Source organism: Aeromonas sp. 602396 (assembly GCF_049173735.1).
Taxonomy (GTDB): domain Bacteria; phylum Pseudomonadota; class Gammaproteobacteria; order Enterobacterales; family Aeromonadaceae; genus Aeromonas; species Aeromonas veronii_A.
In genome coordinates this window covers 167322-185463 of sequence record NZ_JAAKSD010000003.1, presented here as the reverse complement: position 1 = coordinate 185463, position 18142 = coordinate 167322, and the positions used below count along the sequence as shown (strand labels likewise).

General features: G+C 60.9%; 17 protein-coding genes. 1 reads left to right on the top strand and 16 read right to left on the bottom strand.

The annotated features are described in order from the left end of the window. Positions 1-78 precede the first annotated feature (78 nt). The 14 genes from lipA to leuS form a co-directional block, all read right to left on the bottom strand. Positions 79-1044, bottom strand: coding sequence for a lipoyl synthase (gene lipA, locus G5229_RS06380; protein ID WP_139740976.1), 966 nt, complete (start codon positions 1042-1044; stop codon positions 79-81). Further along, a complete protein-coding gene (gene lipB / locus G5229_RS06375; protein ID WP_216953013.1) occupies positions 1041-1718 on the bottom strand; it encodes a lipoyl(octanoyl) transferase LipB in 678 nt (225 codons plus the stop codon). Before lipB ends, lipA begins: the two co-directional genes overlap by 4 nt. Positions 1719-1780: 62 nt before the next feature. Continuing rightward, positions 1781-2044 (bottom strand): DUF493 family protein YbeD, encoded by a 264-nt coding sequence (gene ybeD / locus G5229_RS06370; RefSeq protein WP_005348100.1) that lies wholly within the window; start codon positions 2042-2044, stop codon positions 1781-1783. A gap of 292 nt (positions 2045-2336) precedes the next feature. After that, a complete protein-coding gene (locus G5229_RS06365) occupies positions 2337-3533 on the bottom strand; it encodes a D-alanyl-D-alanine carboxypeptidase family protein (RefSeq protein WP_216953014.1) in 1197 nt (398 codons plus the stop codon). A gap of 184 nt (positions 3534-3717) precedes the next feature. Then, the gene (locus G5229_RS06360) at positions 3718-4701 is read right to left on the bottom strand and encodes a septal ring lytic transglycosylase RlpA family protein (protein ID WP_421208814.1); all 984 of its coding nucleotides are present in this window, start codon (positions 4699-4701) and stop codon (positions 3718-3720) included. Further along, positions 4643-5641 (bottom strand): lytic murein transglycosylase B, encoded by a 999-nt coding sequence (gene mltB, locus G5229_RS06355; protein ID WP_421208813.1) that lies wholly within the window; start codon positions 5639-5641, stop codon positions 4643-4645. The genes G5229_RS06360 and mltB overlap by 59 nt, the downstream gene beginning before the upstream one ends. Next, complete coding sequence (gene rodA, locus G5229_RS06350; RefSeq protein WP_421208812.1) at positions 5641-6744, bottom strand: rod shape-determining protein RodA; 1104 nt, start codon at positions 6742-6744, stop codon at positions 5641-5643. Before rodA ends, mltB begins: the two co-directional genes overlap by 1 nt. Further along, entirely contained in the window at positions 6737-8659 is a 1923-nt protein-coding gene (gene mrdA / locus G5229_RS06345; protein ID WP_421208811.1) for a penicillin-binding protein 2, read from the bottom strand. The genes rodA and mrdA overlap by 8 nt, the downstream gene beginning before the upstream one ends. A 49-nt stretch (positions 8660-8708) precedes the next feature. Beyond that, a complete protein-coding gene (gene rlmH, locus G5229_RS06340) occupies positions 8709-9176 on the bottom strand; it encodes a 23S rRNA (pseudouridine(1915)-N(3))-methyltransferase RlmH (RefSeq protein ID WP_005335166.1) in 468 nt (155 codons plus the stop codon). 19 nt (positions 9177-9195) lie between these two features. Then, positions 9196-9537 (bottom strand): ribosome silencing factor, encoded by a 342-nt coding sequence (gene rsfS / locus G5229_RS06335; protein ID WP_005335165.1) that lies wholly within the window; start codon positions 9535-9537, stop codon positions 9196-9198. A gap of 103 nt (positions 9538-9640) precedes the next feature. Next, positions 9641-10291, bottom strand: coding sequence for a nicotinate-nucleotide adenylyltransferase (nadD, locus tag G5229_RS06330; RefSeq protein WP_421208810.1), 651 nt, complete (start codon positions 10289-10291; stop codon positions 9641-9643). Next, positions 10285-11322, bottom strand: coding sequence for a DNA polymerase III subunit delta (holA, locus tag G5229_RS06325; RefSeq protein ID WP_075115452.1), 1038 nt, complete (start codon positions 11320-11322; stop codon positions 10285-10287). The genes nadD and holA overlap by 7 nt, the downstream gene beginning before the upstream one ends. After that, on the bottom strand, positions 11322-11804 hold the full coding sequence (gene lptE / locus G5229_RS06320; RefSeq protein ID WP_005335160.1) for an LPS assembly lipoprotein LptE: 483 nt from the start codon (positions 11802-11804) through the stop codon (positions 11322-11324). Before lptE ends, holA begins: the two co-directional genes overlap by 1 nt. Before the next feature lie 97 nt (positions 11805-11901). Next, entirely contained in the window at positions 11902-14478 is a 2577-nt protein-coding gene (gene leuS, locus G5229_RS06315) for a leucine--tRNA ligase (RefSeq protein WP_421208809.1), read from the bottom strand. A gap of 145 nt (positions 14479-14623) precedes the next feature. Between leuS and G5229_RS06310 the strand changes: the two genes are divergently transcribed. Continuing rightward, on the top strand, positions 14624-15118 hold the full coding sequence (locus tag G5229_RS06310; RefSeq protein ID WP_005335155.1) for a zinc ribbon-containing protein: 495 nt from the start codon (positions 14624-14626) through the stop codon (positions 15116-15118). An 84-nt stretch (positions 15119-15202) separates the two neighbouring features. On the opposite strand, the gene G5229_RS06305 is transcribed toward G5229_RS06310, so the two are convergent. Further along, positions 15203-16543: a TldD/PmbA family protein gene (locus G5229_RS06305; RefSeq protein WP_421208808.1), complete on the bottom strand. Its 1341-nt coding sequence runs from the start codon at positions 16541-16543 to the stop codon at positions 15203-15205. Continuing rightward, on the bottom strand, positions 16543-17943 hold the full coding sequence (locus G5229_RS06300; protein WP_421208807.1) for a TldD/PmbA family protein: 1401 nt from the start codon (positions 17941-17943) through the stop codon (positions 16543-16545). The genes G5229_RS06305 and G5229_RS06300 overlap by 1 nt, the downstream gene beginning before the upstream one ends. Positions 17944-18142 lie beyond the last annotated feature (199 nt).

Sequence of the window (18142 nt, the reverse complement as noted above, 5' to 3'; positions counted from 1 at the left end):
ATACCAACAGAAAGAGCGCCAATAGGCGCTCTTTTTCATTGCGAGGGTGGCGGTTACTGGCCGCTCTATCGTGCGAGGTTACTTGACCTCTTCGCCCTTGGCTTGCAGATCCGCGTGATAGGAGGAGCGCACGAAAGGACCGCAGGCGGCGTGGGTAAAGCCCAGCTCCATGGCGACATCTTTCAGCTCGTCAAACTCTGCTGGCGGCACGTAGCGCTTGACCGGCAGGTGGTGGCGGCTTGGCTGCAGATACTGACCCAGGGTCAGCATGTTGACGCCGTGAGCGCGTAGATCCTTGAGCACCTCGACGATCTCTTCGTTGGTCTCGCCAAGGCCCATCATCAGACCGGACTTGGTCGGTACATGGGGGTGCATCTCCTTGATACGGCGCAGCAGCTCCAGCGACCACTTGTAGTCGGCACCCGGGCGAGCGACGCGATACATGCGCGGCGCAGTTTCCAGGTTGTGGTTGAAGACGTCCGGCGGCGTTTCGCGGAACACCTCAAGGGCCTGCTCCATCCGGCCACGGAAGTCCGGGGTCAGGATCTCGATGCGGGTCTGCGGGCTGTGCTCGCGGATCTCGCGGATGCAGTCGGCGAAGTGCTGGGCACCGCCGTCGCGCAGATCGTCGCGGTCCACCGAGGTGATCACCACATACTTGAGGTTCATCTCCTTGATGGTCAGCGCCAGCTTCTTCGGTTCTTCCGGATCGAGTGCCAGCGGGCGGCCGTGGGCCACGTCGCAGAAGGGGCAGCGACGGGTGCAGATCGCGCCCATGATCATGAAGGTGGCCGTGCCGTGGTTGAAACACTCCGCCAGGTTGGGGCAGGAAGCCTCTTCACAGACCGAGTGCAGCTTGTTCTTGCGCAAGGTGCTCTTGATGTGTTCGATCTTCTGGCTGGAAGGGGGGAGTTTGATCCGCATCCAGTCCGGCTTGCGAAGGATTTCTTCGTTGGGATCCGGCATGAATTTCACCGGGATCAGGGCCATCTTGTCGCCATCGCGCAGCTTGACGCCCGGCTCCATACGAACGGGTTTGCTCATGATTCACTCTCGGTGTTTGTTATTGTCTGATAGCCAATCAGGCTGGCCAGTTCGGCCACCAGAATGGATTGCGCCTCGGCCACGCTCTGCGGGCCGCCCAGGGCGCTGGTCTGGGTCATGGCCATGCCCGCATAGCCGCACGGATTGATGTGCAGGAAGGGGGTCATGTCCATGTTGATGTTGAGGGCCAGCCCGTGGAACGAGCAACCCTTGCGGATGCGCAGTCCCAGCGAGGCCAGTTTGGCCTCCATGCCAAGGTCATTTTTCACATAGACCCCGGGGGCATCTGCCTTGGCATAGGCCTGGATATTGCTTTTGGCCAAGGTGTTGATGATGGCTGTTTCCAGCGCGGTCACCAGCTCGCGCACCGAGAATTTGCAGCGGCGGACATCCACCAGGACGTAGAGTACCAGCTGGCCCGGGCCGTGATAGGTCACCTGACCGCCGCGATCGCTCTGCACCACCGGGATATTGCCCGGATTGAGCAGGTGTTCGGCCTTGCCGGCCTGGCCCTGGGTGTAGACGGGGTCATGTTCGACCACCCAGAACTCGTCCGGGGTGTCGCTGGTGCGGTTGTCGGTGAAGGCTTTCATGGCGTCCCATACCGGCTGGTAGGGGCGGCGACCCAGCTGCCTGACTATCAGGCTGTGCTGAGCGGGGATCTGGGATGACATGGTGTCCTCGTGGCGTGCTGCGGCCAAAAACAGTCGCCCCGCAGAACGGGGCGAGAGAGAAATTACAGTACGTATTTCACCAGCTCGATCTTGCCAAGCGCAGTGTACATCGCTTCGATGTGCTCTTTGCTCTGGGCTGTCACGGTCACGCGAACCGAGTGGTAGTTCCCCTTGGAGCTTGGCTGGACGGTCGGGCTGTAGGTACCCGGAGCGTGCTGCTGCAGCACTTCAACCACCATATCCGGCAACGCAGGATCCGCGATGCCGAGTACCTTGAACGGGAATTTGCAGGGAAACTCCAGCAGTTCATCAAACTTGGTATTCATTTACTCACCTTTTTCGTCATCAGCATGATGACTTCATCTTGGATGGCTAGTGGCCGATGGCCCGTGGAGGCCGCCATTTCAAGTCTGTATGGGGGCGGCTAAACCCTATATGGGCGCCGCACACTCCGGGATCAAGGCCGGGAGCGGTCAGACAAGGATGGAAGTGCTGCTTTTTACCACAAATCAGGGTAAGGCGGAACCTGCAGTTTACAGGGTTATTCACTGCCATTGTCCGGCGCAGACAGCAGCGGCGCCTGTTGGCGCCGCTGTTTGGTGAGGATTGTGCGTCGGATTACTTGAACCAGCTGGTGACCAGCAGTACCAGGTAGTCCCACAGACGGCTCATCAAGCCACCTTCCTGCACCTCTTCCAGAGCGACCAGCGGTACCTGCTTGATCTCTTTGTCACCCTGCTTCAGGAACACGGTACCAACGCGTTGACCCTTGGCCAACGGGGCTTTCAGCTCGCTGTCGAGCTGGAAGTCTGCCTTGAGGTTGTTGCCCTGACCGCGGGTGACCAGCACGGAGACATCCTTGTCGACGCCCAGTTTCACTTCAGATTTGTCGCCCATCCAGATCTTCTGGGTGACCAGCTCGGTGCCTGCCTTGTACGGAGTCAGGCTCTGGAAGAAGCGGAAGCCGTAGGTGAGCAGTTTCTTGCTCTCGGCGGCGCGGGAGGCTTCGCTGCTGGCGCCCAGTACCACGGCGATCAGGCGCATGCCTTCGTTGTTGGTGGCAGAGGAGACCAGGTTATAGCCGACCTGGCTGACGTGGCCGGTCTTGATGCCATCCACTTGCAGGGATTGATCCCACAGCAGGCGGTTGCGGTTGTGCTGGGTGATACCGTTGAAGACGAAGGATTTCTGGGAGTAGATCTTGTACTCCTCCGGCTGATCATGGATCAGTGCCTGACCCAGGCGGGCCATATCACGGGCTGTACTGTAGTGACCCTCTTCATCCAGACCGTGGGGGTTCTTGAACTGGGTGTCCTTCATGCCGAGCTTGGCGGCCCAGGCATTCATCAGGCTGGCGAAGGAGTCGGTACTGCCGGCCAGATGTTCGGCCATGGCGACGCAGGCATCGTTGCCGGACTGGATGATGATGCCCTTGTTCAGGTCATCGACAGAGACCTGCTTGCCCACCTCGATAAACATCTTGGAGGAGTCTGAGTAGTTCTTGGACCAGGCGTTCTGGCTGATGGTCACCATGTCGGTGCCCTTGATGTTCCCCTTGTGCAGCTCGTCGCCAACGATGTAGGAGGTCATCATCTTGGTCAGGCTGGCAGGGGGCAGACGCTCGTCGGCGTTCTGCTCGGCCAGCACCTGACCGGAGTAGTAGTCGATCAGGATATGGGCCTTGGCGGAGATCTCCGGCGCGGCGGGAACCACCACTGGGTTGGCGTTCGGCGTGGGTGTCGGCACCGGCGTATTGGCCTGAGCGGTTACGCTGATCAGTGAGGCCAGAAGAACTGAACGGGCAAATTTGGACATCTTGAAATTCCTGCGAGCCAGATGGGGATAAAATGCGGGCCTAACTATACCAGATGCGCCCGCAGGTTATAGTCCGACATGGCGATCATGACTGGTTTTTTATCCATCAATCCCTGCCATCACGCCATAAAGCGACGTGATGGCGGGGCCGGGAGATTGGTCACCGCCGCTGTCAGAGGAGGGATCAGGGTACGATAAAGGCCTGTTCCAGTCCCCCTTGCCGTACTTTTTCCAGCAGTGCGGCTTGTTTATCCGCCTCCACCGGGCCGATCAAGACCCGGAAGATGGCGCCATGGGCTTCAATCCGGTAGGGCACACCATGGCGCTGGGTCATCACCTTGCCCATCGCCTCGGCCCGATCCCGGGAGCCGCTGGCCAGTACCTGGATCATCTTGCCATCACCGCTGCTGGCAGGAGCTGCGGTCTTGGCGGGAGCTGGCTTGACAGGTGCCGCTTTGGCGGGCGTGGTCGCGGGCGCCTTGACGGGAGCGGGTTCGGCGGCGGGGGTCGCCATCGCCAGGGCGGTCGGTTCACCCAGGAAGCCATCTTGCGCCACTGTGTTGGATGCCGTTGCTGGCGGGGTGGTCGGGGTCATCTCGATGGGCTTCATCGGTTCCATGATCACCATCTGGTCCGGGGTGTCGTTGATCAGCTCCAGTCGAACGCGAGCTGTGCCGCTATCGACCATCTCCAGCTGCTTGGCCGCCGCATAGGAGAGGTCGATCAGGTGAGGGCTGTTGAAAGGGCCGCGATCGTTGACTCGTACTATGGTCTCCAGCCCGTTGTCCAGATTGGTGACCCGCACATAGCTCGGGATGGGCAGGTTGCGATGGGCGGCGCTGAACAGCTTGCTGTCCAGCACATCGCCGTTGGCGGTATTCTGGCCATCCAGATCCGGTGACAGCCAGCTGGCGGAACCCTCTTCGCTATAGTGCTTGATATCGCGCCACACCTCGTTTTTCTGTTTGCCAATCCAGTAGTCCCGGTTGCCGCTCGCGCTCAGGGGCTCCGGGCGTGGGATGGCGCCGGTGGCTTGCGGGATCTCGATAACGGGTGGCTTGCTGACCGGTGCAGGCGGCTCGACAGGGGCGCTCTGTTCCGGCTGGCTGCTACAGGCGGCCAGCAACAAGCTCAGACTGAGCGGGAGGAGTTTGTGACGAAGATGCATACGCTTCCTGAATAGCTTGGCTAAGTTGATACACCGCCATCGCGTAGAGTGGGCTGCGATTGTAGCGGGTGATCACGTAAAAGTTATGCCGTGCGACCCAGTATTCCGGTCCATCGGCTTGGGCAAGCGCCAGCAACTTGACCGGCGTCTGCGGGGCCAGCGGCGTGGCGAGCTCAATCCCTGCCGCCGCCAGTTCTGACCACTGTTGTGTGAGCTCGGGCTCAGATCTCAGCAAAGGTTCGACCGCCATTAGCCCGATCTGGGCTGGTTCCACCACGGATTCGCCCCAGCGCCACTGGTGGCTGGCAAAATAGTTGGCCACGCTGCCGATGGCATCGACCGGGTTGGCAAACAGATCCCGCTTGCCATCCCCGTCAAAATCGACGGCATAGTGGCGGTAGCTGGAGGGCATGAACTGCCCCATCCCCATGGCGCCGGCATAGGAGCCCTTGAGGGCATCGAGTTGCCACCCTTCCTCTTTGGCCAGCACCACCAGCTGGGCAAACTCCTTGGCAAAGAAGTCGCTGCGCTCCGGGTAGTGGAACCCCAGGGTGTAGAGGCTATCGAGCACCGGATGACGGCCCATCTGGCGACCGTAGAAGGTCTCGACCCCTATGATGGCCACGATGAGCGAGGCGGGCACCCGATAGGTCTGCTCCGCGCGGGTCAGTGTCTCGGCATGTTGCTGCCAGAACTGCTGGCCGTCACGGATGCGATCTGGGGTAACAAACAGCGGCCGGTAGCGATGCCAGGGTTTGGCCTCCCACGGCTTGCTGATGGTGTCGAGCACCTCCTGCCGTAACTGGGCGCGGGCGACGGCAGCTTGCAGCTCCGCCAGCGGCACCTGCTGCTGGTCGGCGAGCAGGGCCAACCGATCCGGCGCCACGGCGGCGGTCGCCATGATGGTGGCTAGCGAGAGCAGCAATCCAACCCGTCTCATCAGGCCAGCAGCCTTCTATGAGTCTGGATGGACATCAGTATGCCAAAGCCGGCCATCAGGGTCACCATGGAGGTGCCGCCATAGCTCACCAGCGGCAGGGGCACCCCCACCACCGGCAGGATGCCGCTCACCATGCCCATGTTGACGAACACATAGACGAAGAAGGTGAGGGTGATGGCGCCGCCCAGCAGTCGCTCGAAGCTGTTCTGGGCCTGCATCGAGATAAACAGACAGCGGCTGATGACATAGAGATAGAGCACCAGCAGCAGGGCAACCCCCACCAGACCGAACTCCTCGCTAAATACCGCGAAGATGAAGTCGGTGTGGCGCTCGGGCAAGAACTCCAGCTGGGACTGGGTCCCTTGCAGCCACCCCTTGCCGAAGACGCCACCGGAGCCGATGGCAATCTTGGATTGGATGATGTGGTAGCCGCGGCCGAGCGGATCCTTCTCTGGGTCGAGCAGCATCAGCACCCGCTGACGCTGGTAGTCGTGCATCAGGAAGAACCAGAGCACCGGCATAAAGGCAAGCAGCAGCAGTACCGCCAGACCGATCAGCCACCAGCTGAGCCCCGCCAGAAAGATCACGAAGAAGCCGGAGGCGGCCACCAGAATGGAGGTGCCAAGGTCCGGCTGGGCGGCGATCAGCAGGGTGGGCAGCAGCACCATGATGAGAGCGATCACCACATGGCTGAACTTGGGGGGCAGCGAGTGGCGGCTGAGCCAGGCCGCCACCATGATGGGCATGGAGAGCTTCATCACTTCGGAGGGCTGGAACTTCATAAAGCCGAGATCGAGCCAGCGCTGGGCTCCCTTGCCGATATGGCCGAACACGTCTACCGCAATCAGCATCAGCACCACCACGGCGAACAGCGGCACCGACCAGCGGGCGTAGAGGGAGGGAGGGAGCTGGGCCATGCCGATCATCAGGGCAAAGGCGAGGCCGCCGCGCACCAGTTGGCGCACGATGGAGTCCATATCCTGGCCTGACGCTGAGTAGAGCACCACCATGGAGAGAGCAACAACGGCCAACAGACCGAGCAGCAGGGGCAGGTCGATATGCAGCTTGTACCAGATACTCTGCTGGCGGGCTGAATTACTCATGGGGGGCGACCTCACTCGGTTGGGACGGCTTTTCCGGTGCCGGTGGCAGTTGCGGATCTGGGGGCAGCAGATAGGCATCCAGCATCTGGCGTGCAATGGGCGATGCAGCCCGGCCACCACCACCACCAATGGAGTTTTCCAGCACCAGTGCGACGACCGCTTTGGGCGCCTCAAAGGGGGCATAGGCAACGAACAGGGCGTTATCGCGATGTTCCGCCTTGACGGTCTTGATGTTGTAGACCTGATTTTCCTTCAAACCGACTACCTGCGCAGTGCCTGATTTACCACCTGACGAGTAGGGGGCCTTTGCAAATGCATGACGGCCACTGCCTTCACTGCCATGGTTGACGCGCCACATGCCGTCCTGGGCTACTTTCCAGTAGCTGTCGCTCTTGAGCTTGAGGGCGATGTTGGGGTTGACCGGGGCATCGACCACCCCCGCCTGCGAAGCGGTGCTCTTGAGCAAGTGCGGCGTCACGTCGTGGCCGTTTTGGGTCAGGATGCTGATCGCCTTGGCCAGCTGGAGCGGTGTCGCGCTCCAGTAGCCCTGACCGATACCGACCGAGATGGTGTCACCCTGATACCAGGGCTGGCGCCAGCGGGCCATCTTCCAGTCGCGAGACGGCATGACGCCCTTGGTCTCTTCATAGAGATCGACGCCAGTGTACTGACCGAAACCGAACTTGGTCATATAGCTGTGGATCTTGTCGATACCGACCCGATAGGCGAGATCGTAGAAGTAGGTATCGGCCGAGACCTCGATGGCGCGATAGACATCGAGCCAGCCGTGGCCCCAGCGGCGCCAGTCACGGAACTTCTTGGTGGTGCCGGGAATGGAGAAGCTCGGGCCGCCGAAATAGCGGTAGCCCGGGGTAATGGCCCCCTCGTTGAGGCCCATGATGGACATCATGGGTTTGACGGTGGAGGCGGGGGCATAGATCCCCTGAGTGGTACGGTTCACCAGCGGCCGTGCCGGATCGTTGAGCAGTGCCGAGTAGTTGGAGCTGGATATGCCTGTCACGAACAGGTTGGGGTCATAGCTCGGGCTCGACTCCAGCGCCAGGATGGCACCGGTTTTCGGGTTCATCATCACGATGGCACCACGCTGGCCGGCCAGCAGTTGCTGGGCCTTGAGCTGCATCCGGACGTCGATATTGAGGTAGATATCCTTGCCCGGAACCGGAGGCTGGAACTTGAGGGTGCGGACAATCCGGCCGCGGTTGTTGACCTCGACCTCCTGATAACCCGCCACCCCGTGCAGCTCATCCTCGTAATACTTCTCCACCCCCTGCTTGCCGATATCCTTGGTGGCGGCATAGTTGGCGAGTTTGTCCTCTTTTTCGAGACGCTCCACGTCGCGGGTGTTGATCTTGGCCACATAACCCAGCGCATGGGTCAGGGTGTCGCCAAACGGGTAGTAGCGCTTGAGGTAAGCCTCGATACTGGCTCCCGGATAGTTGTGCTGGTTGACCGAGAAGAGTGCCACCTGATATTCGGTCAGCTTTTCGTAGAGAGGGACCGGCTTGAAGCGACGTTGGCGTTTCACCTCGGTCAGAAACTTCTCTTTGGTGCCTTCCGGCAGCCCCAGCAGGGCGATCAGCTGGTCAGCGGTTTTTTCAAGATCCCTAGTCTCTTCCGGGACGATTTCCAGACTGTAGACCGGGCGGTTCTCCGCCAGCAGCACGCCGTTGGTGTCGTAGATGAGACCCCGGGGTGGCGCCACCGGCACTACCCGGATGCGGTTGGAGTTGGAACGCGTCTGGTAGGTGTCGTAGGACTCGACCTGCAGATAATAGAGATTGCCCAGCAGCACCAGCATCAGCACGACGATGCCGATGTAGGCTACCAGGGTGCGCCGGAAGAACAGATTGCCCTCGGCACTGTGATCGCGCATCTCGATGCGTTGTTTCAGCATGCCTTTACCTCGGGTTTGTGGGGGGCAATAACAGCAGGAGCGGCATGGTTCACTCTCTGTGATAAGGGTGATTGGTCGTTATGCTCCAGGCACGGTAGAGGCTCTCTGCCACCAGCACCCGCACCAGCGGATGGGGCAGGGTGAGCGGTGACAGTGACCAGCTCTGTTCGGCTGCAGCCTTGCACTCGGGGGACAAGCCTTCCGGCCCGCCTACCAGCAGCGCGACATCGCGGCCATCGAGTTTCCACGCCTCCAGCTGGGTAGCCAACTGCTCCGTGGTCCAGGGCTTGCCCGGAATGTCGAGGGTGACGATGCGCGAGCGCCCCGCAGCCGCCAGCATGGCTTCCCCTTCCTTCTGCAGGATGCGCGGAATGTCGGCATTTTTGCCCCGTTTGCCTGCGCCAATCTCGACGAGTTCAAATGGCATGTCTTTGGGGAAGCGGCGACGATACTCTTCGAAGCCATGCTCTACCCAGGCGGGCATCTTGGTGCCCACCGCAATCAACTGGATCTTCATGGTCGTTACACTTGTGCTCTTATTGCGTATTCATTTGAGCGGCACCGCTCCACAGCTTTTCCAGTTGGTAGAAGTCACGATGTTCATCCTGCATCACATGCACGATCACCGAGCCCATATCTACCAGCACCCATTCACCGCTCAGTTGTCCTTCCACGCTCAGCAGATCCAGACCCGCGTGGCGGGCTTCGCTGGCCAGATGGTGGGCAATGGCGCTGACGTGACGACTGGAGTTGCCGGAACAGATGATCATGGTGTCAGTAATGCTGGATTTGCCGCGTACATCGAGGGTGATGATGTCGCGGCCTTTCATGTCATCGATCTTGTCGATGATAAAGGCATGCAATTCTTGGCCTTGCAATGAGTCTCTCCTGTATTCCGGCGCGCAGCGTTTGCGTCAGGGCGGCGGATTATATCATGGTCACTCCCGTTTCCCATCGGGTGAGGCGGGATTACGACAGAGGCTAGCGGCGGTTGGCGCGGTAGAGCCCCTGTTGATCAATATAGTGCGCAACCGACTCGGGCAAGAGGTAGCGGGTGTCTTGTCCCGCATCCAGCAAGGCCCGCAGTCGGGTGGCTGACAGTTCGATGGGCTGGTTGTCCGCCAGCCAGATATGGCCGGACAGACGCAGATGCAGCGCGTTGGCATCCGTGGTGTGCTGGAGCGCCAGCAACTGCGCCACCTCGGCCGGATAATCCGGTTGCCAGCCCGGCCGTACGCTCACCACCAGATGGGCATAGTCGAGCAGCTCCTGCCAGCGGTGCCAGCTTGGCAGGCTCAGCAGGGAATCCATCCCCATCAGAAAACAGAGCGGCGTATCGGGCAGTTCACGACGCAGCTCGATCAGGGTATCGATGGTGTAAGAGGGCTTGTCCCGTCTCAGCTCCCGCTCATCTACCACAAAGTGGTGGTTCTCCGCCGCCGCCAGTTTGACCATGGCAAGGCGCTGTTCGCTGGAGCAGAACGGATTGTCACGGTGGGGCGGGATATGGTTCGGGATCAGCCGCATTTCGGCCAGCCCGAGGGCATCGCGCGCCTCGATGGCCGGGCGAAGATGACCGATATGGATAGGGTCGAAGGTGCCGCCAAGCAAACCGACAGGCGCCTTCAGCATGGCGCACTCTCCATCACCAGCGGCAGCGGGGTGCCATCACGAAAGCCGAGGGCAATGGTCTGCAGCATCAGCCACGCCTGTTCGGTATCGAAGCGGCGCTGGGCATCGTCCAGCTGGGCCATCAGCTGCCACAGTTGCTGCAACTTGGCAAACGGCAGGCGGGTCAGTGCTTGCTGAATGAGCTGCTGGCGGCTCTGCCAGATGCGCAGGCGGCTGAAGTGCTCACCCAGCGGCTGGCCGTTGCGCATCGCCAACGACAGCTCGGTCAGCTGCTCCAGCTCGCGGCAGAGGGTCCAGGCCAGCATCCCCGGCTCGGTGCCTTCGGCCCGCAGGGCGGCCAGAATGCGCTGGGCCCGGTTCACCTTGCCCTCCAGCAGGGTATCGACCAGCTGGAACGGGGTGAAGTGGGCGTGGCGGATAATGGTCTCTTGCAGATAGGTGACGCTGATGGGCTGGGGCGGCGAGAGCAGGGTCAGCTTCTCGATCTCCTGGCTGGCGGCCAGCAGGTTGCCCTCGTAGGAGTGGCACATGAAGTTGATGGCATCCGGCAGCGCCTTGAGGCCGAAACGCGCAAAACGGGCGCTCATCCAGCGCGGGAAGAACTTGGGCTCCGGATGGTTGACCGGCACATAGGTGCCAATCTGGTAGAGCTTGTCGAACCAGGCTGCCTTCATCTGGGTCTGGTTGAGGCGACCGCCACTCAGCACCAGCAGCAGGTCGGGATGAAGCTGCTTGCCAATTTCGCTGATGCGGGCAGCGAGATCCTTGTCCACCTTGGCGGGCAGCTCCAGCTCGATGATCTGGCGGGCGGAGAAGAGGCTCATGGCCTGACAGGCATCGTAGACCTGATTCCAGTCCAGCCCCTGTTCTACCACGAAGGTGTGGCGCTCATCGAAACCCTGCTTGCGGGCGACCTGACGGATGGCATCGATGGCCTCCAGTCGCAACAGGGGCTCGTCGCCAAAAACGAGATAGCAGGGCCGAAGCCCTGCTTTGAGGTGGTCACCAAATTGTTCCGGGTAAATCCGCATCAGAAGCTGACCTGACTCAACTGCCGGATCACCTGATTGGCCGCCTGCTCCTGCATCTCGCGGTTGAGCTGCTCCTGCTCACGAGAAGAGGCGAGCGCTGCATCCGGCTTGTTGAGGAAGCTGCGGTTGAAGTTGATGGGGAAGACCTGAGTCGGCTTGCCCGGTACCGAGATGGTGAACTGGGTACCAAAGCCCAGCACATATTCGGTGTCCGTCCCCAGCGCGTTGACCGAGGCGACCTGACTGGTGCTGCCTACGCCGCCCAGAGTGAGCACCGGAATGCCCTCCTTGTCGGCCAGGGTCACGCCAGAGGCCTTCAGGCGGGTGGTGACCATCCGGTAGAAGTCGCTCTTGTTGTCGCCCACGACCTTCATGGTCATCAGCTCGCTCGGAATGCCGTTGCCGCGCATGTGAAAGCCGCAGCCTTGCAGCAGCAGACCTGCCAGCACGATGGCCATCCAGCGGGTGAAGATGGTGCCCATAGAAAATCCTCTTTGCATTAAGGGAAAGCGGCGGGCGCAGGGCCCGCCGTTATCATCCGTTTGCTGTCACAGATTGGCAACGCTCGTTGGCGACCGATCAGTTAGCGACAATGTTGAGCAGCTTGCCAGGTACATAGATCACCTTGCGCACGGTCAGACCGTCGGTGAACTTCTGTACGGAGGCATCGGCCATCGCCAGCTTCTCGACATCAGCTTGGCTGATCTCGGCCGGTACGGTCAGTTTGCCGCGCATCTTGCCGTTGATCTGCACCACCACCAGCTTCTCGGTCTCGACCATGGCCGCTTCATCGGCCACCGGCCAGGCTGCGTGATCGATGTCGTCGCCCTTGCCCAGCATCTTCCACAGCTCGAAGCCGATGTGCGGGGTGATGGGGTAGAGCATGACCACCACGGCTTCCAGCGCTTCCTGCATCAGGGCGCGGTCCTGCTCGTCGGAGCCGAGCTTGGCCAGATTGTTCATCAGCTCCATGATGGCGGCGATGGCGGTGTTGAAGGTCTGACGGCGACCCACGTCATCGCTTACCTTGGCGATGGTCTTGTGCAGTTCACGGCGTACCGCTTTCTGCTCGTTGGTGAGAGCAGCGACATCGAGTGCGGCAACGGCGCCACCGGAAACGTGTTCGAAGGTGACGCGCCACAGGCGACGCAGGAAGCGCTGGGCACCCTCTACGCCGGAGTCGGACCACTCCAGTGTCATCTCGGCCGGAGAGGCGAACATCATGAACAGACGGACGGTATCGGCGCCGTAACGCTCGACCATCAGCTGCGGGTCGATGCCGTTGTTCTTGGACTTGGACATCTTGGTCATGCCGGAGTGCATTACCTCACGACCTTCGTTGTCGATGGCCTTGGTGATGCGACCCTTCTCGTCACGCTCTACCTTGACGTCAGTCGGGCTGACCCAGACGTTGCCGCCCTTCTCGTCTTTGTAGTAGAAGGCGTCGGCCAGCACCATGCCCTGGCAGAGCAGACGCTTGAACGGCTCATCGCTGTTGACCAGACCGGCGTCACGCAGCAGCTTGTGGAAGAAGCGGGCGTAGAGCAGGTGCATACAGGCGTGCTCGATACCGCCGATGTACTGATCCACCGGCAGCCAGTGGTTGGCAGCAGCCGGATCCAGCATGCCCTTGTCGTAGTCTGGCGAGCAGTAGCGCGCGTAGTACCAGGAGGACTCCATAAAGGTGTCGAAGGTATCGGTCTCGCGGAACGCTTCCTGACCGTTGTAGGTGGTCTTGGCCCACTCGGCATCGGCTTTGATCGGGCTCTGGATACCATCCATCACCACATCTTCCGGCAGCAGCACCGGCAGCTGGTCTTCCGGCGTCGGCACTACGGTACCGTCAGCTAGGGTCAGCATCGGGATGGGGGCACCCCAGTAGCGCTGACGAGAGACACCCCAGTCACGCAGGCGGTAATTGACGGTGCGCTTGCCCTTGCCGAGCCCTTCCAGCTTGCTGGCGATGGCATCGAAGGCGCCCTGGAAGTCGAGACCGTCAAACTCGCCGGAGTTGAACAGCACGCCCTTCTCGGTATAAGCCGCTTCGCTCACGTCGACGTCGCCATCAACCGGTTTGATGACAGCCTTGATGTCGAGGCCATATTTGGTGGCGAATTCGAAGTCACGCTGATCGTGGGCCGGAACTGCCATCACGGCGCCGGTGCCGTAGTTCATCAGCACGAAGTTGGCGACCCAGACCGGTACCTTGCGGCCATCCAGCGGGTGAATGGCATAGAGGCCGGTGGCCATGCCCTTCTTCTCCATGGTGGCCAGCTCGGCTTCGGCTACCTTGGTGTTCTTGCACTCTTCGATAAAGGCGGCCAGCTCCGGATTGTTCTGGGCTGCTTGCAGCGCCAGCGGGTGACCGGCGGCGATACCGACATAGGTGACGCCCATGAAGGTGTCCGGACGGGTGGTGTAGACCTCCAGCTGCTCAGCCTGACCCTCGATGGCGAAGCTGATGTTGACCCCTTCGGAGCAGCCAATCCAGTTGCGCTGCATGGTCTTGACCATTTCCGGCCAGCCTTCCAGATTGTCGATGTCGTTGAGCAGCTCTTCGGCGTAGTCGGTGATCTTGATGAACCACTGGGGGATCTCTTTCTGTTCCACCGGGGTGTCACAGCGCCAGCAGCAGTTGTCGACCACCTGTTCGTTGGCCAGCACTGTCATGTCGTTCGGGCACCAGTTGACGGAAGAGGTCTTCTTGTAGACCAGACCCTTCTCGTAGAGCTTGGTGAAGAACCACTGCTCCCAGCGGTAGTAATCTGGTTTGCAGGTGGCGATTTCACGATCCCAGTCATAACCCAGACCCAGCATCTTCAGCTGGTTCTTCATGTATTCGATGTTTTCGTAGGTCCAGGGCGCCGGCGCGGTATTGTTTTTGATCGCTGCGTTCTCGGCCGGCAGACCGAATGCATCCCAACCTATGGGTTGCAGCACGTTCTTGCCATTGAGGCGTTGATAACGGGAGATCACATCACCTATGGTGTAGTTACGAACGTGCCCCATGTGTAGTCGACCAGACGGATAGGGGAACATGGACAGGCAGTAGAACTTCTCCTTGTCTACCTTCTCCACGGCCTTGAAGGTTTTCTTGGCATCCCAGTGCTTTTGCACTGCTGGTTCGATTGATTGGGGAACGTATTGCTCTTGCATTGGTGACATCCGGATCTGTGAAATGAATAGATAAATCAGCTGGGAAATCGCAATAGAATACCCATATCCTGCGGCGGCAACAACCGCCAGCGTCCCTTGGGCCTTAAGCCGGGCCAGATCAGGGTTTAGTAGAGGAGTTAGAGCCATGGACAAACGTCAAAAAGGGTACGAAGCCTTCATTGCCGAGCTGCAAAAACAGTGGCAAGAGACAGAAGAGTTCCAGGGGGAGCGCCTCAACCGGATGATTGCCAAGGTGCAGGCCTATCTGGAGGCGGCCAGCGACCTCACTCAGGACGAACTGGCGCTCATCGCCGAGTACGTGAAGCGGGATCTGGGCAACTATGACGAGGGGCGCCATGACGATAGTGCGCAGGTGGAAGAGTCTGCTTTTATGTTGGCCCTCAAAGACACCGCCTGGTCCTGGCTGGCGGATGTGACCGACCGCGCCCAGGTGGAGTGGCGGGAGCTGGCCGACGAGCTGGAGCATAAGGGTGTTTACGAAGCGGGTGACTGGGTGGGGCTCGGGGTCATGGTGTGCGACCAGTGTGGCTGGCGCCATACCGTGCTGCATCCCCAGCAGCTCGATACTTGCCCCGAATGCGGCTGCGCCGAGTATCATCGCGAGCCGCTCTCGCCCTGAGTCATGCCATCAATGTGGACGAGATAACGAGCAAAAAGGCGCCATCAGGCGCCTTTTTCTTACTTGCAGGTTTCGTCGGGACGTTTACTTGCCCGCGACGGAGAGGCCACCAAAACGGATAAGCGGGGCGTAGAAGCCCTTGCTGTCGTTGTGGTGCATGGTGTCACCGACCGCTTCCAGCTCGCCCAGCAGGCGGTAGAAGTTGCCTGCTACCGTGATGCCGCGCACCGGCTGCAGTCGCACCCCATCGCGGCAGAGGAAACCCGACGCGCCAAAGGAGAAGTCACCGCTCACCGCATCGGCACCGGAATGCAGACCGTCCAGCTTGACCAGCTCCAGATAGTCGCCGCTTTGCACTTCCGCTTCGCAGTGGGGGCCCGCGCCAAACACCAGATGGCGAGCGGTCACATCGAGGGCGCTGCGGGCACCGCGAGCGGCCGAGCCGTTGCTGGCGACGCCAAAGTGGCGGGCGGTGGCGCTGTTGTGGAGCAGGGTTTTCAGCTCCCCTTCGCCAATCAGCAGCAGATCCGAAGTGGCCGCCCCCTCGCCATCAAACGCCTTGATGTTCATGCCGCCCGGCATATAGACCCTGCTCTCCACAGTGAGCCAGCGTGACGCCACGCTCTGGCCGACCTTGCTGCGCCAGGGGTTGATCCCCTGCTGGGCCCACTTGCCCGACAGCACGCCCTGAAAGCAGCCAAACAGGCTGGCAAAGCAGTTGGTACTGAAGATGACGCTGTAGCGACCGCTCGGCACAGCTTCACCGGGCAGCAGGCCATCGGCGATGGCGTAGATTTGCTCGATGAGTCGCTGGCTATCGAGCTCGTCGAAGCGACGGCCATACTGGCCCTGCGAGTGCATCGACTGGCGGCCATCCCGTTCCACCAGCGCCGAGGTGTAGCAGCCGACGTTGAACTCGCCGTGCTGGCAGAGGGTGCCCTGACTGTTGGCGAGCCAGATCTGGTTCTCCCCTTCAAAGAAGCTGTTGTAGGGGGCGCCGCTCACATCGGGCATGGCCAGCATGTCAGATTCCAGACGCAGGGCCAGAGCGATCTTCTCCTCAACCGGCGTGGTATCGGGCTGGTTGATCTCGGCGCAATCTGTGGTGATCCGGCTATTGGCCACCGAGATGCGCTGATCCGCATCCACCTTGGCAAAGCGGCTGGCATCGAGCGCATCTTGCAGCATTGCATCCAGAGCCAGCTCATCGAGGGATTCCGAGTAGGCGATGCCGACCCGACCCTCTTTGATCAGGCGAATGCCGAGCTGCTGGCTGCTGGTGACCTTGTATTCACCCAGCTCGCCCTTGTCTGCCTTGAGGGAGAAGGCCTTCTCCTGATTGGCGATGATGTCTGCCTCGGCGTTGAGGTCGGCCACCTTGTCGAGCAGGCGGGTGAGCAGTTGGTTCATGTCGAGCTGGCTCATCAGGCGTTCCCTCCCACCAGAATATTGTCCACTTTCAGCGCCGGCTGGCCCACCGAGGTGGGGACCGAGCCCGAGACCGAGCCGCACATGCCGGCGGCCAGTGCCAGATTGCGGCCCACCATGGAGATCTCTTTCAGCACCTGCGGGCCAGTGCCGATCAGGGTGGCCGACTTGAGCGGTTTGGTGATTTTGCCGTGCTCGATGAGGTAGGCCTCCTGCACATTGAAGTTGAACTCGCCGGTGCCGGGCTGTACCGAGCCGCCCCCCATCTTCTTGGCGTAGATGCCGTGCTCTACCGTGGCCAGCATATCGTCGAGGCTGTGGTTGCCCGGCTCGATATAGGTGTTGCGCATGCGCGAGGTGGGGGCGTACTTGTAGGATTCGCGCCGCCCCGAGCCGGTGCGGGCGTAACCCGTCTTGAGGGCGCCCATTCTGTCCACCAGAAAGCCGGTCAGTACCCCGTCCTTGATGAGCTGGGTATGCTGGGTCGCCATCCCCTCGTCATCGACGTTGATGGAGCCCCAGGCGTTGCTCTGCAAGCCTTCATCCACCGCATTGACCACCGGATTGGCGATAAGCTGGCCCATCTTGTCGTGGAACACCGAGGCCTTCTTGGCTACCGAAGTGGTCTCCAGCAGGTGGCCGCACGCCTCGTGGAAGATGACGCCGCCAAAGCCGTTCTCCATGATGACCGGCAGGGTGCCGCTCGGACAGGGGGCCGCCCCCAGTTTCACCAGTGCCTGACGGGTGGCAGTGAGCGCCAGATCGCGCGGATCGATGCGATCGGCATGCTCCCACCCCATCAGGGCGCCGGGGGCCTCGTAACCGACGCTCTGCTCGCTCCCTTCCATGGCGATGGTCTGGGCCATGATGCGGTTGTAGTGGCGGCGATCGGCGACTTGCACCCCTTCGCTGTTGAAGATCTCCACCTCCTGCTCCCAGCCCAGCACGTTGCCGGAGAACTGGCTCACCTTGCTGCTCTCGGCACGGGCCACCGCATCCATGGCGTGCAGATAGGCGATCTTCTGCTCCAGCAGCTTGTCTACCGACAAGGGCAGGGCCACCGGGTTGCGATCGCTCAGGCGGGTGAAATCGAAGGCGGTGGCGGTCACCACGGGGTCGCGGCGGTCTTTGGCCGCCAGCAGGGTGACGATGCGCAGCAGCTCGTCGCGGCTGGCTTGGTTGGTGTAGCCGTAGAGCACCTTGTGGCCGTAACAGAGGCGCACGCCGATGCCGAAATCGAGGCCACCGCTGATGTTCTCTATCTGGCTGGAGAGCAGGCTGAGCTGGCTGCGGCGCTTGCGCTCGACAAACAGCTCGGCGAAATCGGCACCCAGTGCCAGCGCGTGATCGAGCACGTCACGGGCGATGGCGGGGGCCAACAGGGAGAATGGGGTCATAGAATATCCTTTTCTGGTCTGTCCGTTTGCTTCCGACATCCGGCTCTGATTGTTATGGGATGTCGAGTCCATTGTTGCAGACCAGCACAAAAAAGTCGCTATAGCGTCATGCGATGATACCGATTGAGAAAACCGGTGCGATAACTGCGCCCGGGCGGCCACATCCACAGGGAGTGGCCGCCTTGAGATGAGTGAAAAA